The following is a 25,521-nucleotide window of genomic DNA, read 5'->3' as shown; positions in this document are numbered from 1 at the left end:
GGTCAACACAAGGAGTGCGCGGTCCATGGCTGACGAGGCGAAGCTTCTCGACTACCTCAAGCGGGTCACCGCCGACCTGCACCAGGTGCGGCAACGCCTGCGCGAGGTGGAGGCCGGCGAGCAGGAACCGGTCGCCATCGTCTCCATGAGCTGCCGCTTCCCCGGCGGCGTGCGGACGCCGGAGGACCTGTGGGAGGTCGTCGCGTCCGGCCGGGACGTGATCAGCGACTTCCCGTCCGACCGGGGCTGGGACCTCGGCTCGCTGTACGACGCCGACCCCGGGCGGGTCGGCACCTCGTACACCCGGCAGGGCGGCTTCGTGCCCGAGCTGGCCGACTTCGACCCGGGCTTCTTCGCCATCTCCCCCCGGGAGGCCCTGGCGATGGACCCCCAGCAGCGGTGGCTGCTGGAGGCATCCTGGGAGGTCCTGGAGCGGGCCGGCATCGACCCGCACTCGCTGCGCGGCAGCCGCACCGGGGTCTTCGCCGGCAGCACCGGCCAGGACTACGGCGGCGTGCTGATGGGCGCGGCGCAGGGCCTGGAAGGCCACCTGATGACCGGCAACGCCGGCAGCGTCGTCTCCGGCCGGATCTCCTACACCTTCGGGCTGGAGGGCCCGGCGGTCACCATCGACACCGCCTGCTCGTCGTCCCTGGTCGCGCTGCACCTCGCCGGTCAGGCGCTGCGCCAGCGGGAGTGCACCCTGGCCATCGTCGCCGGGGTCACCGCCATGTGCACGCCGGCGGCTTTCGTCGAGTTCTCCCGGCAGGGCGGCCTCGCCGAGGACGGCCGGTGCAAGGCGTTCGCCGCCGCCGCCGACGGCACCTCCTGGTCCGAGGGCGTCGGCGTGCTGCTGCTGGAGCGGCTGTCGGACGCCCAGCGCAACGGCCATCCGATTCTCGCCGTGGTGCGGGGCAGCGCCGTCAACCAGGACGGCGCGTCCAACGGCCTGAGCGCCCCCAACGGGCCGTCCCAGCAGCGGGTGATCCAGCAGGCCCTGGCCAACGCCGGCCTCGCCGCCGGCGGCGTGGACGTGGTCGAGGCGCACGGCACCGGCACCCGGCTCGGCGACCCCATCGAGGCGCAGGCGCTGCTGGCCACGTACGGGCAGGACCGGGGCGACTCGGGCCCGCTGCTGCTCGGCTCGGTGAAGTCGAACCTCGGGCACACCCAGGCCGCCGCCGGCGTCGCCGGGGTGATCAAGATGGTGCTGGCGATGCGGCACGGCGTCGTCCCGCCCACCCTGCACGTGGACGCCCCGACCCCCGAGGTGGACTGGGACGCCGGCGCCGTCGAGCTGGTCACCGAGGTCACGCCGTGGCCGGCGGTGGACCGGCCGCGCCGCTCCGCGGTGTCGTCGTTCGGGGTGTCCGGCACCAACGCGCACATCATCGTCGAGCAGGCCCCCGCCGTGGAGGCCGCGCCGGCCGACGTCGCGCCGACCGTCGAACGGCCGGTCGTGCCGGTGCCGGTGTCGGCCCGGGACGCCGCCGCGCTCGCCGCGCAGGCCGGCCGGTGGGCCGCCTGGCTGGACGCCGACCCCGACCTGAGCCCGCTCGACGTGGCCTTCTCGTCGGTCACCTCGCGATCCGCCCTGGACAGCCGCGCCGTGGTGCCGGCGACCGGCCGCGACGACCTGATCGCCGGGCTGCGGGCGCTGGCGGCGGGGGATCCGTCGGGCACGGTGGTCGGGGGTCAGGCGGCCGACCGGGGGACGCTCGCGGTGCTGTTCTCCGGCCAGGGCGCGCAACGCGCCGGCATGGGACGGGAGCTGTACGGGTACTTCCCAGGGTTCGCCACCGTGCTGGACGAGGTGTGCGCCGGGCTGGACCCGCTGTTGCCGCAGCCGCTGAAGCCGGTGCTGTTCGCCGAGGAGGGCACCGCCGAGGCGGGCCTGTTGGACCGGACCGTGTTCACCCAGGCCGGCCTGTTCGCCGTCGAGGTGGCCCTGTTCCGGCTGGTCGAGTCGTTCGGGATCGCGCCGGACCTGGTCGGCGGCCACTCGATCGGCGAGATCACCGCCGCCCACGTGGCCGGCGTGCTGTCCCTGGCCGACGCGTGCGCCCTGGTGGCGGCGCGGGGCCGGCTGATGCAGGCGCTGCCGGCCGGCGGCGGGATGCTGGCCGTGGCCGCGCCGGAGGCGGACGTGGCGGCCAGCCTGGACGGGCTGACCGACCGGGTCGGCATCGCGGCCGTGAACGGCCCGTCGGCCGTCGTGGTGTCCGGCGCGGTCGACGCCCTCGACGAGCTGGAGCAGGCGTGGCGGGACCGGGGTGCCCGGACCCGCCGGTTGACCGTCAGCCACGCGTTCCACAGCCCGCTGATGGAGCCGATGCTCGCCGAGTTCCGGGCCGTCCTGGGCACCCTGAGCTTCGCCGCGCCGACGCTGCCGGTGGTGTCGAACCTGACCGGCGCGCTCGCCGACGCCGAGGAGATCCGCACCCCCGAGTACTGGGTGCGGCACGTCCGCGAGGCCGTCCGGTTCGCCGACGGGGTCACGGCCCTGCGGGCGGCCGGCGCGGGCACGTTCCTGGAGGTCGGCCCGCAGAGCGTGCTGACCGCGATGGCCGCCGACGTCCTGCCCGGCGACGACGGCGTGCTTGCCGTCGCCGCCCAGCGCAGGGACCGGCCCGAAACCCACGCCCTGCTCGCCGCGCTGGCCGAGCTGCACGTGCACGGCGTCCCCGTCACCTGGCAGCCGTGGTTCGCCGGGACCGGCGCGCGGCGGGTCGACCTGCCGACGTACGCGTTCCAGCACCAGCGGTACTGGCCCGAGGCCGGGGCCGGGTGGACCGGCGACATCACCGCCGTCGGCCTGCGCCCCGCCCAGCACCCCCTGCTCGGCGCCGCCGTCGGCGTCGCGCACGCCGAGGGCTTCCTGTTCACCGGGCGGCTGGCCCGCCGCACCCACCCGTGGATCTCCGACCACGTCGTCTTCGACACCGTGCTGCTGCCCGGCACCGGCTTCGTCGAGCTGGCCCTCCAGGCCGGCGCGCACGTCGGCGCCGACCACGTCCGCGAGCTGACCCTGGAGTCGCCGCTGATCCTGCCGGAGACCGGCGGCGTCGACATCCAGCTCTGGATCGGCCCGGCCGACGAGACCGGCTGCCGGACCGTCTCCCTGCACTCCGCCGCCGACGGCGAGCCCGCCGAGGGCGCCGGCGAGCGACCCTGGACCCGCAACGCCAGCGGCGTGCTGGCCGGCGGCCCGGCGACCGCGGGCGGCCCGCAGGGCTGGTCCGACCTGACCGCCTGGCCGCCCCCCGGCGCCACCGAGGTCGGCACCGACGACCTGTACCTGAACCTCGCGGCCCAGGGCTACGACTACGGCCCGTCCTTCATCGCGCTGCGCTCCGCCTGGCGGCGCGGCGACGACCTGTTCGCCGAGCTGGCCCTGCCCGAGGCCCCGGCCGCCGAGGCCGGCGGGTACGGCCTGCACCCGGCGCTGCTCGACGCGGCCCTGCACACCCTCGGCCTCACCACCCCCGCCGGCGAGCCGTCCGGCGCGGACATGCCCCCCGGGTACGGCCGGCTGCCGTTCTCCTGGAACGACGTCGCCCTGCACGCGGCCGGCGCGGCGGCGGCCCGGGTCCGCGTCTCGCACACCGGCACCGACAGCGTCTCCCTGCTGCTCGCCGACGTCACCGGCGCCCCGATCATCTCCGTCGGCTCCCTCGTGCTGCGGCCCGTCTCCGCCGACCAGCTCCGGGTCGCCGGGGGCGGCGGCACCGAGTCGCTGTTCCGGATCGAGTGGGCCCCGCTCGCCCTGCCCGCCGGCCCGTCCACCGCCGGCTGGGCGGTCGTCGGCGACGCCGCCGGCCTCGCCGACGCCGTCGCCGCCACCGGTACGGCCGTCGCGGCGTACCCCGACCTGACCGCCCTGGCCGCCGCGCTCGACGAGGGGGCGGACGCGCCCGGCGTGCTGGTCGTGCCGTTCCTCGACCCGCCCGCGTCGACCGACGTGCCCCGGGCCGTCGCCGAGGTCACCCACCGGGCCCTCGCCGTGCTCCAGCGGTTCCTCGCCGACGACCGGTACGCCGATTCCCGGCTGGTCGTGCTCACCCGGGGCGCCGTCGCCACCGCCACCGACGCCGACCTGACCGACCTGGCCGGCCCCGCCGTCATCGGCCTGCTCCGCTCCGCCCAGTCGGAGAACCCCGACCGCTTCGTGCTGGTCGACGTCGACGACGCGACCGGCTCGGCCGCCGCCCTGGTCTCGGCAGTGGGCACCGACGAGCCGCAGGTCGTGATCCGCTCCGGCGTCGCCGCCGGGGCCCGGCTCACCCGCGTCCCGGCCCTCGCGGAGCCGCCCGCCGCCCCGTTCGACGGCGACGGGACCGTGCTGATCACCGGCGCCACCGGCACCCTCGGCCAGCTCATGAGCCGGCACCTGGTGACCGTGCACGGCGTCCGGCACCTGATCCTCACCAGCCGGCGCGGTCTGGCCGCCGAAGGCGTCGCCGAGCTCCGCGCCGAGCTGGAGGCGTTGGGCGCGACCGTCACCGTCGCCGCCTGCGACGTCGCCGACCGGGACGCGGTCGCGGCGCTGCTCGCCGGCATCCCGGCGGAGCACCCGCTCACCGCCGTCATCCACGCCGCCGGGGTACGCGACGACGGCGTCATCTCCTCGCTCACCCCCGAGCGGATGGACGGCGTGCTGCGGCCCAAGGTCGATGCCGCCTGGAACCTGCACGAGCTGACCGCCGGCCTCGACCTGAAGGCGTTCGTCTCGTACTCGTCCCTCGCGGCCACCGCCGGCGGCCCCGGCCAGGGCAACTACGCCGCCGCCAACGCGTTCCTCGACGGGCTGGCCCAGCACCGCAAGGCGCACGGTCTCGCCGCCCTCACCCTCGCCTGGGGCCTGTGGGCCGACCGCAGCGGCATGACCACCGAGCTGGACGACGTCCACCTCAACCGGATCTCCCGCTCCGGCGTCGCCGCCATGGAGGCCGAGGAGGGCCTGGCCCTCTTCGACGCCGCCTGCCGCACCCCCGACGCCGCGCTCGTCCCGGCCCGCCTCGACCTCGCCGCGATGAAGGCGCAGTTCGCGGGCGGCAGCATCCCGCCGCTGTACCGGGCGCTGATCCGCACCCCCGCCCGCGCCGCCGCCGCGAGCACCGGCGCGTCCCTGGTCCAGCAGCTCGCCGCCCTCGGCGACGCCGACCGGGTCGCCGCGCTCGTCGAGATCGTCCGGGGCCAGGCCGCCGCCGTGCTCGGCTACCCCGACCCGGCCGCGATCGAGCCGCGCCGGGCGTTCAGCGAGTTCGGCTTCGACTCGCTCACCGCCGTGGAGATGCGCAACCGGCTCAACAACGCGTTCGGCATGCGACTGCCGGCCACCCTCGTCTTCGACTACCCGAGCCCGCACGACCTGGCCGTCCACCTCGGCACGGAGATCGCCGGCACCCCCGTGCCGGTCCGGCCCACGACCGCCACCGTGGCCGTCGGCGACGACGAGCCCCTCGCCATCGTCGGCATGGCCTGCCGGCTGCCCGGCGGGGTGTGGTCGCCCGACGACCTGTGGCGGCTCGTCGCCGACGGCGTCGACGCGATCACCGACCTGCCCACCGACCGGGGCTGGGACCTCGACACCCTCTACAGCCCCGACCCGGACGCCAGCGGCACCTTCTACGCCCGGGGCGGCGGCTTCCTGGGTGGCGTCGACCGGTTCGACCCCGGCTTCTTCGGCATCAGCCCCCGCGAGGCGCTGGCCATGGACCCGCAGCAGCGGCTGCTGCTGGAGACCACCTGGGAGTCCTTCGAGTCCGCCGGGATCGACCCGACCACCGTGCGGGGCAGCAGCACCGGCGTGTTCGTCGGCACCAGCGGCCAGGACTACGGCTCGCTGCTGGCGTACTCGCCGGAGGCCGCCGAGGGCTACATGTTGACCGGGATGACCAGCAGCGTCATCTCCGGCCGGGTGGCGTACACGTTCGGCCTGGAGGGGCCGGCCGTCTCCCTGGACACCGCCTGCTCGTCGTCTCTGGTGGCGCTGCACTGGGCCGGCCAGGCGCTGCGCCGCGGCGAGTGCGACATGGCCCTCGCCGGTGGCGTGATGGTGATGGCCACCCCGACGGCGTTCGTCGAGTTCTCCCGGCAGCGCGGCCTCGCCACCGACGGCCGGTGCAAGTCGTTCGCCGCGTCGGCGGACGGGACCGGCTGGTCCGAGGGCGTCGGCATGCTCCTCGTGCAGCGGCTCTCCGACGCCCGCCGCCAGGGCCGCCAGGTCCTCGCCGTGGTCCGGTCCTCCGCCGTCAACTCCGACGGCGCGTCCAACGGCCTCACCGCCCCCAACGGCCCCTCGCAGCAGCGGGTGATCCGGCAGGCCCTGGCCACCGCCGGGCTCACCACCGCCGACGTGGACGTGGTGGAGGCGCACGGCACCGGCACGACGCTCGGCGACCCGATCGAGGCGCAGGCGCTGCTGGCCACGTACGGGCAGGACCGGCCCGCCGACCGGCCGCTGCTGCTCGGCTCGATCAAGTCCAACATCGGCCACGCCCAGGCCGCCGCCGGCGTCGCCGGGGTGATCAAGGTCGTGCAGGCCATCCGGCACGGCATGGTGCCCGCCACCCTGCACGTCGACGAGCCGTCCCCGCACATCGACTGGACGGCGGGCGCCGTCTCGCTGGTCACCGAGGCCACCCCGTGGCCGGCCGTGGACCGGCCGCGCCGGGCGGCGGTGTCGTCGTTCGGCATCTCCGGCACCAACGCGCACGTGATCATCGAGCAGGCCGACGACGAGCCGGCCGCCGCCCCCACCATGGCCCCGGGGCTGGTCGCCTCGGGCGTGACGGTGTGGCCGGTGTCGGCCCGGTCCAGGGCTGCCCTCGCCGGCCAGGCCGCCCGCCTGACCGAGTACGTCCGGGAACACGACGGCCTCGACCCGGCGGCGGTGGGCTGGTCCCTGACGGCCACCCGCGCGGGCTTCGACCAGCGGGCCGCCGTGGTCGGTTCGACGGTCGAGGAGTTGCTGTCCGGCCTGGACGCCCTCGCGGCGGGTACGCCGGCCGGCAACGCGGTCACGGGTTCGGCTTCCGGTCATGGTGCGGGTCCGGTGTTCGTGTTCCCGGGTCAGGGTGCGCAGTCGGCGCGGATGGCGGCGGGTCTGGTCGGTCGGACGCCGGTGTTCGACGCGCGGCTGGCGGAGTGCCAGCGTGCGTTGGCCCCGTTCCTCGATGTGGATCTCGTCTCGGTCCTGACCGGTGGGGACGAGTCGTGGTTGGACCGGGTCGAGGTGGTGCAGCCGGTGCTGTGGGCGGTCGGGATCGCCTTGGCGGCGGTGTGGCGGCAGGCGGGCGTCACCCCGCAGGCGGTGATCGGTCACTCGCAGGGCGAGATCGGCGCCGCGTGTGTGGCGGGGATCCTGTCGTTGGATGACGCTGCGCGGACCGTCGCCCTGCGTTCGCGGGCCCTCGCGGTGTTGCGCGGCACCGGGACGATGGCGTCGGTGGATCTGTCCGCCGACGCGGTGACCGAACGACTGGGCGCGTTCCCCGGGGTGGGTGTCGCGGCGGTGAACGGTCCGGCCACGGTGGTCGTCTCGGGTCCGCCGCAGCCGGTGGCCGACCTCGTCCAGGCGTGCACCGATGACGGCATCCGGGCCCGGTTGATTCCGGTGGACTACGCGTCGCACTCGGCGTCGGTGCAGGACGTCGCGGAGCAGCTGCGCGCGGACCTGGCCGACGTGACCCCGCAGGCCGGTCACACCCGCCTCGTGTCGACGTTGACCGGGGACTGGGTGGACCCGGCGAGCATGACCGCCGACTACTGGTACGACAACCTGCGCCGGACGGTGCAGTTCGACGCCGCAGTCCGGGTGGCGATCGCGGCCGGCCACTCCACGTTCGTGGAGATCAGCCCGCACCCCGTGTTGACGATGCCGGTCACGGCGATCCTCGACGACACCGGCACCACCGGGCACACGCTGGGCAGCCTGCGCCGGGGCGACGACGACCCGACCCGGCTGTTGACGAACCTGGCCACCGCGCACGCCATCGGCCTGCCCGTCGACCTGACGAACGTGCTCGCGGAGACCGACGTGGTGCCGCTGCCCACCTACGCCTTCGAGCACCAGCGGTTCTGGGTGGACCCGCCCGTGCACCGGGCGCAGGACGTCGCCTCCGCCGGCCTCCAGGACGCCGGGCACCCGCTGCTCAGCGCCACCCTCACCTTCCCCGACAGCGAGCGGATGGTGTTCACCGGGCGGCTGTCGGTGCGTACCCACCCGTGGCTCGGCGAGCACCGGGTGATGAACAACATCCTGCTGCCCGGCACCGCGTTCGTGGAGCTGGCGACGTACGCCGGCGAGCAGGCCGGCTGCCCGACGGTGGAGGAGCTGACCCTGCTCGCCCCGCTGGTCCTGCCCGAGCTGGGCTCCCTGCAGGTGCAGCTCTCGGTCGGCGAGCGCGACGACGACGGCCGGCGCGGCGTGCAGCTCTACTCCCGGCCCTACCGGGACGGCTCGGACGAGATCCTCGCCGACGTGGCCTGGACCTGCCACGCCACCGGCCTGCTCGCCCCGCAGCCGGCCGACGCGCCCGCCTTCGACCTGGGGGTGTGGCCGCCGCCCGGCGCGACCCGCGTCGAGGCCGACGACTTCTACTCCGGCATCGAGGCGACCGTCTTCGGGTACGGCCCGGCGTTCCGCGGCCTGCGCGCCGCGTGGACCCGCGGCGACGAGGTCTTCGCCGAGGTGGAACTGCCCGCCGACCACCACGCCGAGGCGGGCCGGTTCGGCGTGCACCCGGCGCTGCTCGACGGCGCGTTGCAGGCCATGTCGATCGGCGGCTTCCTCGGCCGGATGGGCGACGGCGCAGACGCCACCGCGCCCCGGCTGCCGTTCGCCTGGACCGGGGTCTCCCTGCTCGCCGCCGGGGCCACCGCCCTGCGGGTCCGGGTCGCCGCGGCCGGCGAGGTCGGGGTGGCCTTCCAGGTGGCCGACGCCACCGGCGCGCCGGTGCTGCACGTCGACTCGCTGATCATGCGGCGGGTCTCCGGCGACTCCCTCGGCGCGGCCCGCTCCGGCCGGCACGAGTCGCTGTTCCAGGTGGACTGGCCGGCGCTGCCGGTGCCCACCGGCCCGGTCCCGGCGGCCACCCGCTGGGTGGTGCTCGGCGGCGACGACCTCGCCCTCAGCGCCGCCTGCGAGTCGGCGGGCGCGCGGGTGCGCGCCGACATCGACCTGGACTCCCTCGGCGACCTGCTCGCCGGGGGCGAGCCCGCGCCGGAGGCGGTCGTCGTCCCGGTCGGCGGCCCCGCCGACGACGACGCGGACCCGGCCCTCGCCGCGCAGGCGCGGGCCACGACGCACCGTACCCTCGCGGCGTTGCGGACCTGGCTCGCCGACGACCGGTTCGCCGGGTCCCGGCTCGTGCTGGTCACCCGCGACGCGGTCGCGGCGGGGGAGCAGCCGGCGGTCAACCTGCGCCAGGCCCCCGTGTGGGGCCTGCTGCGCACCGCCCAGCTCGAACACCCCGACCGGTTGCAGCTCGTCGACCTCGACGACGAGCCGGCCAGCCGGGCCGCCCTGGCCGCCGCGATCGCCTCCGGTGAGCCGCAGCTCGCCGTGCGGGCCGGACAGGTCCGCACCCCGCGCCTCGGGCGGGTCCCGGCCGGGACGGAGCCGCTGCCCGGCGGCATCGACCCCGACGGCACCGTGCTGATCACCGGCGGCACCGGCGTGCTCGGCCGGATCCTGGCCCGGCATCTCGCCACCACCCACGGTGTACGACACCTGCTGCTCGCCGGCCGGCGCGGCGCGGCGGCCGAGGGGATCGCCGACCTGGCCGCCGAACTCGCCGACGCCGGTACGGAGGTGACCGTCGCCGCCTGCGACGCCGCCGACCCGGACGCCCTGGCGGCGCTGCTCGCCGGGGTCCCCGCCGCGCACCCGCTGACCGCCGTGGTGCACGCCGCCGGCGTCCTCGACGACGGGGTGCTGGAGTCGATGACCCCCGACCGCGTCGACGCGGTGGCCGTGCCGAAGATCGACGCGGCCTGGCACCTGCACCGGCTCACCGAAAGGCTGGGCCTCGCGGCGTTCGTGCTGTTCTCCTCGGCGGCGGCCACGCTGGGCAGCGCCGGCCAGTCCAACTACGCGGCGGCCAACGCCTTCCTCGACGCCCTCGCCGCGCACCGCCGGGCCCGAGGGCTCGCCGGCATCTCCCTCGCCTGGGGCCTGTGGGAGCAGGCCAGCGGCATGACCGGCCACCTCGCCGACGCCGACGTGCGGCGCATCACCGAGCAGGGCGCCACCGGCCTGGCCACCGCGCAGGCGCTGGACCTGTTCGACGCCGCCTGGCGGCTGGACGCGGCGGCGGTCGTACCGATGCGGCTGGACGTCGGGACGCTGCGGGGTCAGGCGGAGTCCGGCGCCCTCGCGCCGATGCTCCGCGCCCTGGTCCGGGTGCCGCTGCGCCGCTCCGTCGACGCCACCGGCGCCCGTGCCGGCGGGGTGTCGCTCGGCCAGCGGCTCGCCGGACTGGCCGGCCCGGAGCGGCTGAAGGTGGTGCTCGACGTGGTCCGGGCCAACATCGCCGCCGTCCTCGGCCACGCCGGCGCCGACGCGGTCGACCCCGGCCGGCTCTTCACCGACCTGGGCTTCGACTCGCTCACCGCCGTGGACCTGCGCAACCGGCTCAACGCCCTGTCCGGGCTGCGGCTGCCGGCGACGCTGGTCTTCGACTACCCGACGCCGACCGCGCTGGCCGAGAAGCTGACCAGCGAGATCGCCGCCGACTCCGCGCCCTCCACCCAGCCCATCTTCCAGGGCATCGACACCGTGGAGAGCCTGCTCAACTCCATCCCGCTCGACCCGGTGGCCCGGGACCGGTTCACCGCCCGGATGCAGGACCTGCTCGCCAAGGCGTCCGACCTGGCCGCCGGGCCCGCCGCCGAGGACCGGCCCGACCTCGACTCGGCCAGCGACGACGAGATCTTCGACTTCATCAGCAAAGAGTTTGGAATCTCCTGAGATGACCGACTTCCGGATCGAGGCAGGTGTGACCCGATGAGCGACGACAAGCTGCGGTACTTCCTCAAGCGGGTCACCGCCGACCTGCACGACACCAGGCGCAAGCTGCAGACCGTCGAGGCGCGCGACCAGGAGCCCCTGGCCATCGTCTCGATGAGCTGCCGCTTCCCCGGTGGCGTCCGGTCGCCGGAGGACCTGTGGGACCTCGTCGCCGACGGCCGGGACGCCCTCACCGAGTTCCCGGGCGACCGGGGCTGGGACCTGGAGTCGCTCTACGACCCCGACCCGAACAAGCCGGGCAAGAGCTACACCCGGGTCGGCGGGTTCCTCGACGGCGCCGGTGACTTCGACCCGACCCTGTTCGGCATCTCGCCGCGCGAGGCCCTTGCCATGGACCCGCAGCAGCGGCTGCTGCTGGAGACGTCCTGGGAGGCCGTCGAGCGGGCCGGCATCGACCCGTTGTCGCTGCGCGGCAGTTCCACGGGCGTCTTCGTCGGGCTGAGCACCTCCAACTACGGCATCGGGCTGCCGAACGTGCCCGAGGGCGTCGACATGTACCTCGGCACCGGCAACACCACCAGCGTCGCGTCCGGCCGGATCTCGTTCACCCTCGGCCTCAACGGTCCGGCCGTCACGGTGGACACCGCCTGCTCGTCGTCCCTCGTCGCCCTGCACCTCGCCGTGAACGCGCTGCGCCGCGGCGAGTGTGACCTCGCCATCGCCGGCGGCGTCACCGTGATGGCCACCCCCGGCGTCTTCGTCGTCTTCTCCCGGCAGCGCGGCATGTCCGTCGACGGCCGGTGCAAGGCGTTCGCGGCGGGCGCCGACGGCACCGGCTGGGGCGAGGGCGGCGGGGTGCTCGTCGTGGAGCGGCTCGCCGACGCCGAGCGCAACGGCCACCCGGTGCTCGCCGTGATCCGGGGCAGCGCCCTCAACCAGGACGGCGCGTCCAACGGGCTCACCGCCCCGAACGGCCCCTCCCAGCAGCGGGTCATCCGGCAGGCCCTCGCCAACGCCCGGCTCGGCACCGCCGACGTCGACATGGTGGAGGCGCACGGCACCGGCACCACCCTCGGCGACCCGATCGAGGCGCAGGCGCTCATCGCCACGTACGGGCAGGACCGCCCCGCCGACCGGCCGCTGTGGCTCGGCTCGGTGAAGTCGAACATCGGCCACACGCAGAGCGCCGCCGGCGTCGCCGGGCTGGTCAAGATGGTGATGGCGCTGCGCAACGGCGTCATGCCGGAGACCCTGCACGTCGACGAGCCGTCCCAGCACGTGGACTGGACTGCCGGGGCGGTGTCGCTGCTCACCGAGTCGAAGCCGTGGCCGGAGCTGGACCGCCCCCGTCGCGGCGGCGTCTCCTCGTTCGGGGTGAGCGGCACCAACGCGCACGTGATCCTGGAGGAGTACCGGCCCCGCGTCGCCGGCCCGGACACCGTCGACGGGGAGGAGGCCGTCGAGGCAACCGCCGTCGAACCCGCGTACCGGCCCGGCCTGGTCGGCTCCGACGTGACGGTCTGGCCGGTGTCGGCCCGGTCGAAGGCCGCCCTCGCCGGCCAGGCCGCCCGGCTCGCGCGGCACGTACGCGACCACGGCGACCTCGCCCCGGCGGGGGTCGGCTGGGCCCTGGCCACCACCCGGTCCACGTTCGACCACCGCGCCGCAGTGGTCGGCGCGGACGCCGAGGAGCTGCTGGCCGGGCTGGACGCCCTGGCCGCCGGCCAGCCGGCCGGCAACCTCGTCACCGGCGCGGTCACCGGCTCCGGCGCCGGTCCCGTGTTCGTCTTCCCCGGCCAGGGCGCCCAGTCGGCGCGGATGGCCGCCGGCCTCGTCGGCCGGGCCCCCGTGTTCGACGCGCGGCTGGCGGAGTGCCAGCGGGCCCTGGCCCCGTACCTGGATGTGGATCTCGTCGCGGTGCTCACCGGCGAGGACGAGTCGTGGTTGGACCGGGTCGAGGTCGTGCAGCCGGTGCTGTGGGCCGTCGGCATGGCCCTCGCCGCCGTCTGGCGCGCGGCCGGCGTCGTCCCGGACGCCGTGGTCGGTCACTCGCAGGGTGAGATCGGTGCGGCGTGTGTGGCGGGGATCCTGTCGTTGGAGGATGCGGCGAGGACGGTTGCTCTGCGTTCGCGTGCTCTGGCGGTGTTGCGGGGTACGGGGGCGATGGCGTCGGTGGACCTGTCCGCCGACGCGGTGACCGCCCGCCTCGCGCGGTTCCCGGGGGTCGGGGTGGCGGCGGTGAACGGCCCGGCCACGGTCGTGGTGTCGGGTCCGCCGCAGCCGGTGGCGGATCTGGTCCAGGCGTGCACCGACGAGGGGCTCCGGGCCCGGTTGATTCCGGTGGACTACGCGTCGCACTCGGCGTCGGTGCAGGACGTTGCCGAGCAGCTCCGGGCGGACCTGGCCGACGTGACCCCGCAGGCCGGTCACACCCGCCTCGTGTCCACGCTGACCGGGGACTGGGTGGACCCGGCGAGCATGACCGCCGACTACTGGTACGACAACCTGCGCCGGACGGTGCAGTTCGACGCCGCAGTTCGGGTGGCGATCGCGGCAGGGCATTCCACGTTCGTGGAGATCAGCCCGCACCCCGTGCTGACGATGCCGGTCACGGCGATCCTCGACGACACCGGAACCACCGGGCACACCCTGGGCAGCCTGCGCCGGGGCGACGACGACGCGGTCCGGTTGCTGACGAACCTGGCGACCGCGCACGCCATCGGCCTGCCCGTCGACCTGACCGACGTCCTGCCCGGGACCGACGCGGCACCGCTGCCCACGTACGCCTTCGACTACCAGCGGTTCTGGCTCGACGGCAGCGGCGGCCCCGACCTGGAGAGCCTGCTCCAAGCGGCGGCCGACCCGAGCGACGCCAGTTTCTGGGCCGCCGTGGAACGCGGCGACCTCACCGCCCTCGCCGAGACCATCGCCACCGAGGACACCCCGGTGGACCAGGTCTTCGACGCGCTGCTCCCGGCCCTGCCGCTGCTCACCTCGTGGCGTCGGCAGCGGCGTCGGCAGTCCGACATCGACAGCTGGCGCTACCAGGACACCTGGAAGCCGCTGCCCGGCGTCGCCAACCGGGGCATGACCGGCACCTGGGTCGTCGTCATGCCGACCGGCGACATCGTCGAGCCCTGGCAGGACGCCTGCGTCGAGGCGCTCACCGGGGCCGGCGCGACCCTCGTCCCGGTGCCCGTCTCCACCCCCGACATCGACCGCGACCTGCTCGGCAAGCTGCTGCGGGAGGCGCTCGACGCCGCGCCGGGCGGCGACGGCGAGGCCGTCGAGGTGGCCGGCGTGGTCTCGCTGCTCGCCTTCGACGAACTGGTCCACCCGCTGTACCCGTCCGTGCCGGGCGGCTTCGCCGCCACCGTCGCGCTGTTCCAGGCCCTCGGCGACATCGGCCTGCGTGCCCCGATGTGGAGCATCACCTCCGGCGCCGCGTCCGTCGGCCGAGCCGACCTGCTGCGCTCCCCGGTGCAGTCGCTGGTCTGGGGCTTCGGCCGGGTCGCCGCGCTGGAGCACCCGCAGCGCTGGGGTGGCCTCGTGGACCTTCCCGAGGCCGTCGACGAGCGCTCCGCCGGCCTGCTGGTCGCGGCCCTCACCACCGCCGGGGAGGAGGACCAGATCGCGGTACGCCCCGGCAGCGTCCTCGCCCGCCGGCTCACCCGGGTCCCGCTCGGCGACAGCCAGCCCGCGAACCCGTGGCAGCCGTTCGGCACGGCGCTGGTCACCGGCGGCACCGGCGCGCTCGGCGGGCACGCCGCCCGCTGGCTGGCCCGCAGCGGCGTGGAGAACATCCTCGTCGTCAGCCGGCGGGGCATGGCCGCGCCGGGCGCGCAGCAGCTCGTCGACGACCTGACCGAGCTGGGCGCCCAGGCCGCCGTGGTCGAGTGCGACGCCTCCGACCGGGACGCGCTGGCCGCCCTGATCGACGCGATCCCCGCCGAGTACCCGCTCACCACGGTCGTGCACGCCTCCGCCGTGCTGGACGACGCGATGATCAACGACATCCGGCCGGAGCAGATCGAGCGGGTGCTCCAGGCCAAGGTCGACGTCGCGTACAACCTGCACGAGCTGACCCTCGACCTGGACCTGTCCGCGTTCATCATGTTCTCGTCCTTCGCGGGCAGCGTGGCCAGCTCCGGCGTCGGCAACTACGCCCCGAGCAACGCGTTCCTCGACGCGCTCGCCCAGCACCGGCGCGGCCTCGGCCTGCCCGCCACCTCCATCGCCTGGGGCGCCTGGGCCGGCGGCGGCATGGCCGACGGGCCGCTCGGCGAGCTGCTGCACCGGCACGGCGTACCCGAGATGACCCCCGAGGCGGCCATCGCCGCGCTGCACCAGGCCGTGGACCACAGCGAGGGGTTCCTCACCATCGCCGACATCGCCTGGGAGCGGTTCGCAGTCGCGTTCACCGCCACCCGGCCGGGTCCGCTGATCGGCGACCTGCCGGACGTCCGCCGGCTCGCCACGGCCGAGACGGTCGCCGGCGTGGAGGCCGGTGACGGCCCGGAGACGTTGCAGGACCGGCTCGCCGGGCTGCCCGCCGCCGAGCGGCTCGCCGTGCTGCTCGGCCTGGTGCGCAGCCAGGTCGCCGCCGTGCTCAACTACGCGTCCGCCGAGTCGGTGGACGAGCACCGGGCGTTCCGGGAGCTGGGCTTCGACTCGGTCACCGCCGTCGAGCTGCGCAACCGCCTCGGCTCGGCCACCGGGGTGGCCCTGCCGGTCACCCTGGTCTTCGACTACCCGACCCCGACGACGCTGGCGGAGTACCTCTTCGCCGAGGTCGCCCACGACGACGTGGTCACCCCGACCGCCCTCCTCGACGACCTCGACCGGATCGCCGACAGCCTCGACGTGGTGGCGCGCGACGAGGCGGCGCGGGTGCGGGCCACCGTACGGCTCCAGGCGATGCTCTCCCGGCTCGGCCAGGCCAGCGGCGGCGACAACATCGGCCGGCACCTCGACGACGCCACCGACGACGAACTGTTCGCGATGGTGGACAAGGACCTCGGCATTTCCTGACCTCGCTCCGGCTCTCTCCCGTCCCTCCCGAGGAAGCGGCACCCCGATGGCCAATGAAGACAAGCTCCGCGACTACCTCAAGCGGGTCATGGCTGATCTCCACGACACCCGCCGCCGACTCAGCGAGGTCCAGTCCCAGGAACTGGAGCCGGTGGCGATCGTGGCGATGAGCTGCCGGCTGCCCGGCGGGGTGCGCAACCCCGACGAGCTGTGGGAGCTGCTGCGGGACGGCCGGGACGCTGTCGCCCCCTTCCCCGCCGACCGGGGCTGGGACCTGGAACGGCTCTACCACCCCGACCCCGACAACCCGGGCACCTCGTACGCCCGGGAGGGCGGGTTCATCGACGGGGCCGGGGACTTCGACTCCGCCTTCTTCGGCATCTCGCCCCGCGAGGCGCTCACCATGGACCCGCAGCAGCGGCTGCTGCTGGAGACGTCCTGGGAGGCGGTCGAGGCCGCCGGGATCGACCCGGCCACCCTGCGCGGCAGCCGGACCGGGGTGTTCGTCGGCACCAACGGGCAGGACTACGGCACCCTGCTGATGATGTCGCCCGACGGCGACGAGGGGCACTCGATGACCGGGGGCGCGGCGGCCGTCGCGTCCGGCCGGGTGTCGTACACCCTCGGGCTGGAGGGTCCGGCGGTCTCCATCGACACGGCCTGCTCGTCGTCGCTGGTGGCGCTGCACCTCGCGGTGCAGGCGCTCCGGGCGGGGGAGTGCGACCTGGCCCTGGCCGGCGGGGTGACCGTGATGGCCACCCCCGGCCTCTTCATCGGCTCCAGCCGGCAGCGCGCCCTTTCCCCGGACGGGCGGTGCCGGTCCTTCGCCGCCGCCGCCGACGGCGCCGGGTTCTCCGAGGGCGTCGGCTGGCTGATGGTCGAGCGGCTGTCGGACGCCCGCCGCAACGGCCATTCCGTCCTCGCGGTGGTCCGGGGCTCCGCCGTCAACCAGGACGGCGCGTCCAACGGGCTGACCGCGCCGAACGGGCCGGCGCAGCAGCGGGTGATCAGCCAGGCCCTCGCCTCGGCCCGGCTGTCCACGGCCGACGTGGACGTGGTCGAGGCGCACGGCACGGGCACCAAGCTGGGCGACCCGATCGAGGCGCAGGCGCTGCTGGCCACGTACGGGCAGGACCGGGGCGACACCGGTCCGTTGCTGCTCGGCTCGGTGAAGTCGAACATCGGCCACGCCCAGGCCGCGGCCGGCGTCGCCGGGGTGATCAAGATGGTGCTGGCCATGCGGCACGGGATCGTGCCGGCCACCCTGCACGTCGACGAGCCGTCCTCGCACATCGACTGGACGGCCGGCGCGGTGGAGCTGACCACCGAGGCGCGGCCGTGGCCCGAGACGGGCCGGGCCCGGCGGGCCGCCGTCTCCTCGTTCGGCATCTCCGGCACCAACGCGCACGTGATCATCGAGCAGGCCGACGACGGGCCGGCGGAGCCGGTCGCCGCCCCCGCCACGGCCCCGGGGTTGGTCGCCTCGGGCGTGACGGTGTGGCCGGTGTCGGCCCGGTCCAGGGCTGCCCTCGCCGGCCAGGCCGCCCGCCTGGCGTCGTACGTGCGGGAGCGTGACGGCCTCGACCCGGCGGCGGTGGGCTGGTCCCTGACGGCCACCCGGTCGACGTTCGAGCAGCGGGCCGCCGTGGTCGGTTCTACCGTCGAGGAGCTGCTCGCCGGCCTGGACGCCCTTGCGGCGGGTGCGCCGGCCGGCAACGTGGTCTCCGGCGCGGCGGCGGCCCCGGGCGCGGGTCCGGTGTTCGTGTTCCCGGGGCAGGGTGCGCAGTCGGCGCGGATGGCGGCGGGTCTGGTCGGCCGGACGCCGGTGTTCGACGCGAGGTTGGCGGAGTGTCAGCGTGCCCTGGCCCCGTATCTGGATGTGGATCTCGTCGCGGTGTTGACGGGTGAGGACGAGTCGTGGTTGGACCGGGTCGAGGTGGTGCAGCCGGTGCTGTGGGCTGTCGGCGTCGCCTTGGCGGCGGTATGGCGGCACGCGGGCGTCACCCCGCAGGCGGTGATCGGTCACTCGCAGGGCGAGATCGGTGCGGCCTGTGTGGCGGGGATCCTGTCGTTGGACGATGCGGCGAGGACGGTGGCATTGCGTTCGCGTGCCCTGGCCGCGCTGCGGGGCACCGGGGCGATGGCGTCGGTGGACCTGTCCGCCGACGCGGTCACCGATCGACTCGCGCGGTTCCCCGGCGTCGGCGTCGCGGCGGTGAACGGACCGGGCACGGTGGTGGTGTCAGGTCCGCCGCAGCCGGTGGCGGACCTCGTCCAGGCGTGCACCGACGACGGGCTCCGTGCCCGGTTGATTCCGGTGGACTACGCGTCGCACTCGGCGTCGGTACAGGACGTCGCCGAGCAGCTGCGCGCCGACCTGGCTGACGTGACCCCGCAGGCCGGCGACGTCCGGCTCGTGTCCACGCTGACCGGCGACTGGGTCGACCCGACCTCCATGGGCGCGCAGTACTGGTACGACAACCTGCGCCGGACGGTGCAGTTCGACGCCGCCGTCCGGGTCGCGATCGCCGCCGGCCACCGCACTTTCGTGGAGATCAGCCCGCACCCCGTGCTGACCATGCCGGTCACGGCGATCCTCGACGACACCGGCACCACCGGGCACACCCTGGGCAGCCTGCGCCGGGGCGACGACGACGCGACCCGGCTGCTGACGAACCTGGCCACCGCGCACACGCTCGGCCTGCCCGTCGACCTCACGAACGTGCTCGCCGCCACGGCCACCGTCGACCTGCCCACCTACGCCTTCGACCACCACCGGTACTGGCCCGCGCCGTCCCTCTTCCTCGCCCGCGCCGACGACGAGCCGGACATCGATCAGTGGCGCTACCGGGTCACCTGGGACGCCCTGCCCGACCTGCCGCTGGACCGGCTCGCCGGCACCTGGCTGGTCCCGGTTCCCGGCGGGCTGGGCGAGGACCCGCTGGTCCAGGACGTGCTCTCCGCGCTCGGCAGCGTCGGCGTGGACGCCGTACCCGTCGAGGTGGACACCACCGCCGACGCGGCGGCGCTGGCCGACCTGCTGCGCGACGCGCTGCCCGACGAGGGCCCCGCCTCGGTGCTGTCGCTGCTCGGCCTCGACGAGCGGGCGCACCCCGAACATTCCGCCACCACGCTGGGCGTCACCGGGACGGCCCTGCTCGTGCAGGCGCTCGGATCGCTCGACGTCGAGGCGCCGCTGTGGTGCGCCACCCGGCGGGCCGTCGCCGTCGACGCCGAGGACCCGGCGCCGAGCCCGGCCGCCGCCGCCGTCTGGGGCCTCGGCCGCGCGGTCGCCCTCGAACACCCCGGCCGCTGGGCCGGCCTGGTCGACCTGCCGGACGTCCTCGACCCCTGGACCGGGGTGCGGCTCTGCGCGGCGCTCGGCGACAACGGCGGCGAGGACCAACTCGCCGTCCGCGACTCCGGGGTCTTCGCCCGCCGGCTCACCCGGATCACCGAGCCCGAGCCGACCGCGTCCGGCGAGCCGGCGGACGACGGCTGGCGGATGCGCGACACCGTGCTGATCACCGGTGGCACCGGCGGCCTGGGCGGGCACCTGGCCCGCTGGGCGGCCCGCTCCGGCGCCACGCACGTCCTGCTGGCCAGCCGGCGCGGCCCGGACGCCCCGGGCGCCGCCGAGCTGGAGGCGGAGCTGACCGACCTCGGCGTACGGGTCACCGTCGCGGCCTGCGACGTGACCGACCGGGCGCAGCTCGCCGACCTGCTGGCCACCGTCGACGGGGACGCCCCGGTGAGCGCCGTGCTGCACACCGCCGCCGTCCTCGACGACGGCATCGTGGACACCGCCACCCCACAGCGCCTGCACACCGTCGCCGCCCCCAAGTGCGCCGCCGCCGTCCACCTGGACGAGCTGACCCGCGACCTGGACCTGGACGCCTTCGTGCTGTTCTCCTCGGTCGCCGGCACCACCGGCAACGCCGGGCAGGGCGCGTACGGGGCCGCGAACGCCTTCCTCGACGCCCTCGCCGAGCGGCGCCGGGCCGAGGGCCTTCCCGCCCTCTCGGTGGCCTGGGGGGCGTGGAGCGGCGCCGGCCTGCCCGCCGACAACGAGCGCGCCCAGCAGCGGCTGCGCCGGGGCGGCATGGTCGGCATGGACCCTGCCCTGGCCGTCGAGGCCCTGGCCCGGGCGCTGCGCCGGGGCGAGACCAGCACGCTGATCGCCGACATCGACTGGGGCCGGTTCGCCCCCGCTTTCACCCTGGTCCGGCCCAGCCCGCTGATCGGCGACCTCGCCGAGGTGCGCGAGGCGGCCCGGGAGATCACGTCGCAGGCCACGGAGGAGGAGTCGGCAGACGCGTCCGGGGCGCTGGCCCGCCGGCTCGCCGTGCTCACCCCGGCGGAGCGCGTCGAGGCGCTGCTGGAACTGGTCCGCCAGTGCGCGGCGACCGCGCTGGGCTACGGCGCGGCCGACGACATCCCGGCCACCCGGCCCTTCCGGGACCTGGGCCTGGACTCGCTGACCGCGGTGGACATGCGCAACTTCCTGGCCTCCGCCACCGACCTGCGGCTGCCGGCGACGCTCGCCTTCGACTACCCGAACCCGACGGTGCTCGCCGCGCACCTGGACGAGCTGCTCACCGGGGTCGTCCCGGCCGTGACCGCCCCCGCCGCCCCCGCCGTGGCCGTCGACGACGACCCGATCGCCATCGTGGCGATGAGCTGCCGGCTCCCCGGCGGGGCGGACGACCCGGAGCGGCTGTGGCAGCTCCTCGCCGCCGGCGGCGACGCGATCGGCGAGTTCCCCACCGACCGGGGCTGGGACCTCGACCGGCTGTTCGACTCCGACCCGGAGAACGAGGGCACCAGCTACGCCCGGGAGGGCGGCTTCGTCGCCGGGGTCGCCGACTTCGACGCCGGCTTCTTCGGCATCAGCCCCCGCGAGGCCCTGGCCATGGACCCGCAGCAGCGGCTGCTGCTGGAGGCGTCCTGGGAGGCGATCGAGCGGGCCGGGATCGACCCGCAGGCGCTTCGCGGCAGCCCCACCGGCGTCTTCGTCGGCACCAACTACCAGGACTACCGGAACCTGATGTACAGCGCCGAGGGCGCCGAGGGACACCTGATGACCGGCAACGCCGGCAGCGTGCTCTCCGGCCGGGTGTCGTACACCCTCGGGCTGGAGGGGCCCGCCGTCTCGGTGGACACCGCCTGCTCCTCGTCGCTGGTCGCGCTGCACTGGGCCTGCCAGGCGCTGCGCCAGGCGGAGTGCTCCCTCGCCCTCGTCAGCGGCGTCACCGTGATGTCCACCCCCGGGGTGTTCGTCGGCTTCAGCCGGCAGCGGGGCCTGGCCCCGGACAGCCGGGTCAAGGCGTTCGCCTCCGCCGCCGACGGCACGAGCTGGGGCGAGGGCCTCGGCGTGCTGCTGGTCGAGCGGCTCTCCGACGCCCAGCGCAACGGCCACCCCGTGCTCGCGGTGATCCGGGGCAGCGCCGTCAACCAGGACGGCGCGTCCAACGGCCTCACCGCCCCGAACGGGCCCTCGCAGCAGCGGGTGATCCGGCAGGCCCTGGCCAACGCCGGCCTCACCCCGGCCGAGGTGGACGCCGTCGAGGCGCACGGCACCGGCACCAAGCTCGGCGACCCGATCGAGGCGCAGGCCCTGCTCGCCACGTACGGGCGGGACCGGCCGGCCGACCAGCCGCTCTGGCTCGGCTCGATCAAGTCCAACATCGGGCACACCCAGGCCGCCGCCGGGGTCGCCGGCATCATCAAGATGGTCCTGGCCCTGCGGTACGGCTACCTGCCGCAGACCCTGCACGTCGACGAGCCGACCGACCAGGTGGACTGGAGCGTCGGCGCGGTCGAGCTGCTCGACGAGGGCCGGACCTGGCCGGTCACCGGCCGTCCCCGGCGGGCCGCCGTCTCCTCCTTCGGGATCAGCGGCACCAACGCGCACACCATCCTGGAGCAGGCCCCGGAGCTGCCCGTACCGGCCGAGCCGGCCGGGGACCCGGACCGGCTGCCGGTGGTGCCGGTGCTGCTGTCGGCGCGCACCGCGTCCGCGCTGGCCGCGCAGGCGAGCCCGTGGGCCGACCAGGTCACCGGGCCGGAGGCGCCGCCGATGGTCGACGTCGGCTGGTCGTCCGTGGTGTCCCGGGCCGCCCTGGAGCACCGGGCCGTCGTCCTCGCCACCGACCGGATCGCGCTGCGCACCGGGCTGCGTGCCCTCGGCTCCGGCGAGGAGTCGCCGCTGGTGGTCACCGGCGCGGTCGCGCCCCGGCCGAAGGTGGCGTACCTGTTCTCCGGGCAGGGCGCGCAGCGGGCCGGGATGGGCCGCGAGCTGGCCGCCGCGTTCCCGGCCTTCGCCGCCGCCCTCGACGAGGTCTGCGCCGCCCTCGACCCGCACCTGCCGGGACCGCTGCGGCCGGTGCTGTTCGCCTCGCCCGGCACCGCCGACGCGGAGCTGCTGGACCGCACCGAGTACACCCAGCCGGCGCTGTTCGCCGTCGAGGTGGCGCTGTTCCGGCTGCTGCTGGCGTGGGGCGTGCGCCCCGACGCGGTCGCCGGGCACTCCATCGGCGAGTTCGCCGCCGCCCACGCCGCCGGGATGCTCAGCCTGACCGAGGCCGCCGAGCTGGTCGCCGCCCGGGGCCGGCTCATGCAGGCGCTGCCCGACGGCGGGGCGATGCTCGCGGTCGCCGCCGCCGAGGCCGACGTGCTGGCCTCGCTCGGCGACCGCGCCGACCGGGTCTCCGTCGCCGCCGTCAACGGCCCCGCCGCCGTGGTGCTGTCCGGGGCCGGCGACGCCGTCGAGGAGCTGGCCGCCGAGTGGTCGGCCCGGGGCGTACGCATCCGGCGGCTGACCGTCAGCCACGCCTTCCACAGCCCGCTGATGGACCCGGTGCTCGACGACCTCGCCGCCGTCGCCGCCCGGCTGGAGCAGCGGACCCCGACCGTGCCGATGGTCTCCACGGTCACCGGCGCGGTGGTCGACCCGGCGGAGCTGGCCAGCCCGGCGTACTGGGTGCGACACGCCCGCGACGCCGTGCGCTTCGCCGACGCCGTCACGGCCCTGCGGGCCCAGGGCTGCACCGGGTACGTCGAGATCGGCCCGGACGGGGTGCTCACCGCCCTCACCCCGGCAGTCCTCGCCGAGGGTGCCCCGGCCGGCGGCCGGGCCCCGCTGATCGTGCCGACGCTGCGCCGGGACCGGCCGGAGCCGGCCGCCCTGCTGCGGGCCGTCGCCGCGCTGCACACCCACGGCGTCTCCCCGGACTGGTCCGCCCTGTACGAGGGCACCGGCGCCCAGCCGATGGACCTGCCCACGTACGTGTTCGACCGACAGCGCTACTGGCCGGAGCCACCGGACTGGGCCGCCCTCGTCCCCGCCGAGGACGACAGCACCGAGGTCGAGCGCCGGTTCTGGGCGGCGGTCGAGGCCGAGGACTTCGATTCGCTGACCCGCGAGCTGGACGTGGACCGCGACCAGCCGTTCGGGGCGGTGCTGCCGGCCCTGTCCGCGTGGCGGCGGCGCGGTCGGGAACGCTCGCTCGTGGACGGTGCCCGGTACCGGGCGGTCTGGGAGCCGCTGGCCGGCACGCCGACGGAGCAGGAGGCCGGCCCCTGGCTGGTGCTGCTGCCCGCCGACCGGGCCGACGACCCGGATCTGAACGCCTGCACCTGGACCCTCGGCGGCGACGTCACGACCGTGCCCGTCGACACCGCCGCCGACCCCGACGAGCTGGGCGGCCAGCTCGCCGACGTGCTCGGCGAGGCGCTGGCCGCGGCAGACGGGACGCTGTCGATCCTGTCCTTCCTCGGCCTGGACGACGCCCCGCACGCCGAGCACCCGGTGCTGCCCCGCGGCCTCGCCGCGACCGTGCAGCTCCTCCAGGAGCTCACCGACACCGTCGCCGCGGCCCGGCTGTGGTGCGTCACCCAGGGCGCGGTCGGCGTCGGCGACGGCGACGTGCCGGTCAACCCCCGCCAGGCGATGCTGTGGGGGCTGGGCCGGGTGGCCGCGTTGGAGCAGCCCGCCCGCTGGGCCGGGCTGGTCGACCTGCCCGCCACCCTGGAGAGCTGGACGGCGATGCGGTTCGGCGGCATCCTCACCGGCGGTGTGGGGGAGGACCAGCTCGCCGTCCGCGACTCCGGGGTGCTGGTCCGCCGGCTCGCCCCGGCCGTCACCGCCGGGGAGCCCGCGCCGTGGCAACCCCGGGGCACCGTGCTGATCACCGGCGGTACCGGGGCGCTCGGCGGGTACGTGGCCCGCTGGGCGGCCGGCGCCGGCGCGGAGCGGGTGGTGCTGACCAGCCGACGCGGTGCCGACACCCCCGGCACGGCCGAGCTGCTCGCCGAGCTGGACGCCCTCGGCGTCTCCGCCCGGGTGGCGCGGTGCGACGCCGCCGACCGGGCCGCCATGACCGACCTCGTCGCCGAGCTGCGGCGGGAGGGCACGCCGCTGCGCGCGGTGGTGCACGCCGCCGGGGTCAGTGAGGTGGTGCCGCTGGCCGACACCACCCTGGAGGACCTCGCGTACGTCATCGCCCCGAAGCTGGCTGGTGCCGAGCTGCTCGACGAGTTGCTCGACGGCGTCGAGCTGGACGCGTTCGTGCTCTTCTCGTCGATCGCTGCGGTGTGGGGCAGCGGCGGGCAGGGCGCGTACGCCGCCGGCAACGCGTACCTGGACGCGCTGGCCGAGCAGCGGCGCGGCCGGGGCCTGCCGGCCACCTCGGTGGCGTGGGGGCCGTGGACCGAGTCGGGCATGTTCGCCGACGACGCGCCGGAACAGCTGCGCCGCCGCGGCCTGCGGGTGATGCCGCCGGGCGTGGCGATGGCCGGCCTGCGGCACGCCCTCGCCGCCGGGGACGTCTGCGTCACCGTCGCCGACGTCGACTGGGCCACCTTCCAGCCGTTGTTCACCGCGCTGCGGCCCAGCCCGCTGCTGGCCGACCTGCCAGCTGTGCGTGCCCTGACGGAGACCGTCGCCGACGGCCCCGCCCCGGCCGCGCCGGCCACCCGGGACCTGCTCGCCGGGATGCGCGCGCTGCCCGGCGAGGAACGGCGGGCGGCACTGCTGGAGATGGTGCGGGTGGACGCGGCGAAGGTGCTCGGCCACTCCTCCGCCGACGTGATCGAGACCGACCGGGGCTTCCTCGACCTCGGCTTCGACTCGCTGACCGCCGTGGAACTGCGCAACCTGCTCACCGCGGCGACCGGGCACGAGCTGCCCACCACGGTCGTCTTCGACTACCCGACCCCGGCCGGCCTGGCCGACCACCTCTACGAGGAGCTCTTCCCCGACGCGGGGGCGGCGGCCGGCGACGACGGCGACGAGGAGTCCGTCCGCCGGGTGCTGGCCGCGATCCCGCTGGACCAGCTACGCCAGGCCGGGCTGCTCGACCAGCTGCTCCAGCTGGCCCGCGCGGCCGGGCCGGTCGCGGGCGCGCCGGTGGCCGTCCCGGCCGCGCCGGAGGCCGAAATCCGCGAACTGGACGTCGCCGGTCTGGTCCGGATGGCCCTGGAAGGCTCCGACTCGTGATCCGGCTGGCCGCAAG

3 protein-coding genes are annotated in these 25,521 nt (G+C 75.8%); all 3 read left to right on the top strand.

What is annotated here, in order from left to right; translation table 11 throughout:
- The first annotated feature begins 25 nt into the window (after positions 1 to 25).
- Genes OG559_RS01885 through OG559_RS01875 form a run of 3 tightly spaced genes read left to right on the top strand, consistent with a single transcriptional unit; the run spans position 26 to position 25,505 of the window.
- Positions 26 to 10,975, top strand: coding sequence for an SDR family NAD(P)-dependent oxidoreductase (locus tag OG559_RS01885; protein ID WP_405111594.1), 10,950 nt, complete (start codon positions 26 to 28; stop codon positions 10,973 to 10,975).
- Between the two features lie 36 nt (positions 10,976 to 11,011).
- Positions 11,012 to 16,006, top strand: coding sequence for a type I polyketide synthase (locus OG559_RS01880; RefSeq protein WP_405111591.1), 4,995 nt, complete (start codon positions 11,012 to 11,014; stop codon positions 16,004 to 16,006).
- Between the two features lie 46 nt (positions 16,007 to 16,052).
- Entirely contained in the window at positions 16,053 to 25,505 is a 9,453-nt protein-coding gene (locus OG559_RS01875) for a type I polyketide synthase (RefSeq protein WP_405111588.1), read from the top strand.
- The last annotated feature ends 16 nt before the right edge of the window (positions 25,506 to 25,521 follow it).

It is taken from the genome of Micromonospora sp. NBC_01405 (assembly GCF_045040155.1).
In the GTDB taxonomy this organism is placed as follows: Bacteria; Actinomycetota; Actinomycetes; order Mycobacteriales; family Micromonosporaceae; genus Micromonospora.
Note: the sequence above shows the minus strand (reverse complement) of the source record. Positions and strands in the feature narration are given on the sequence as shown.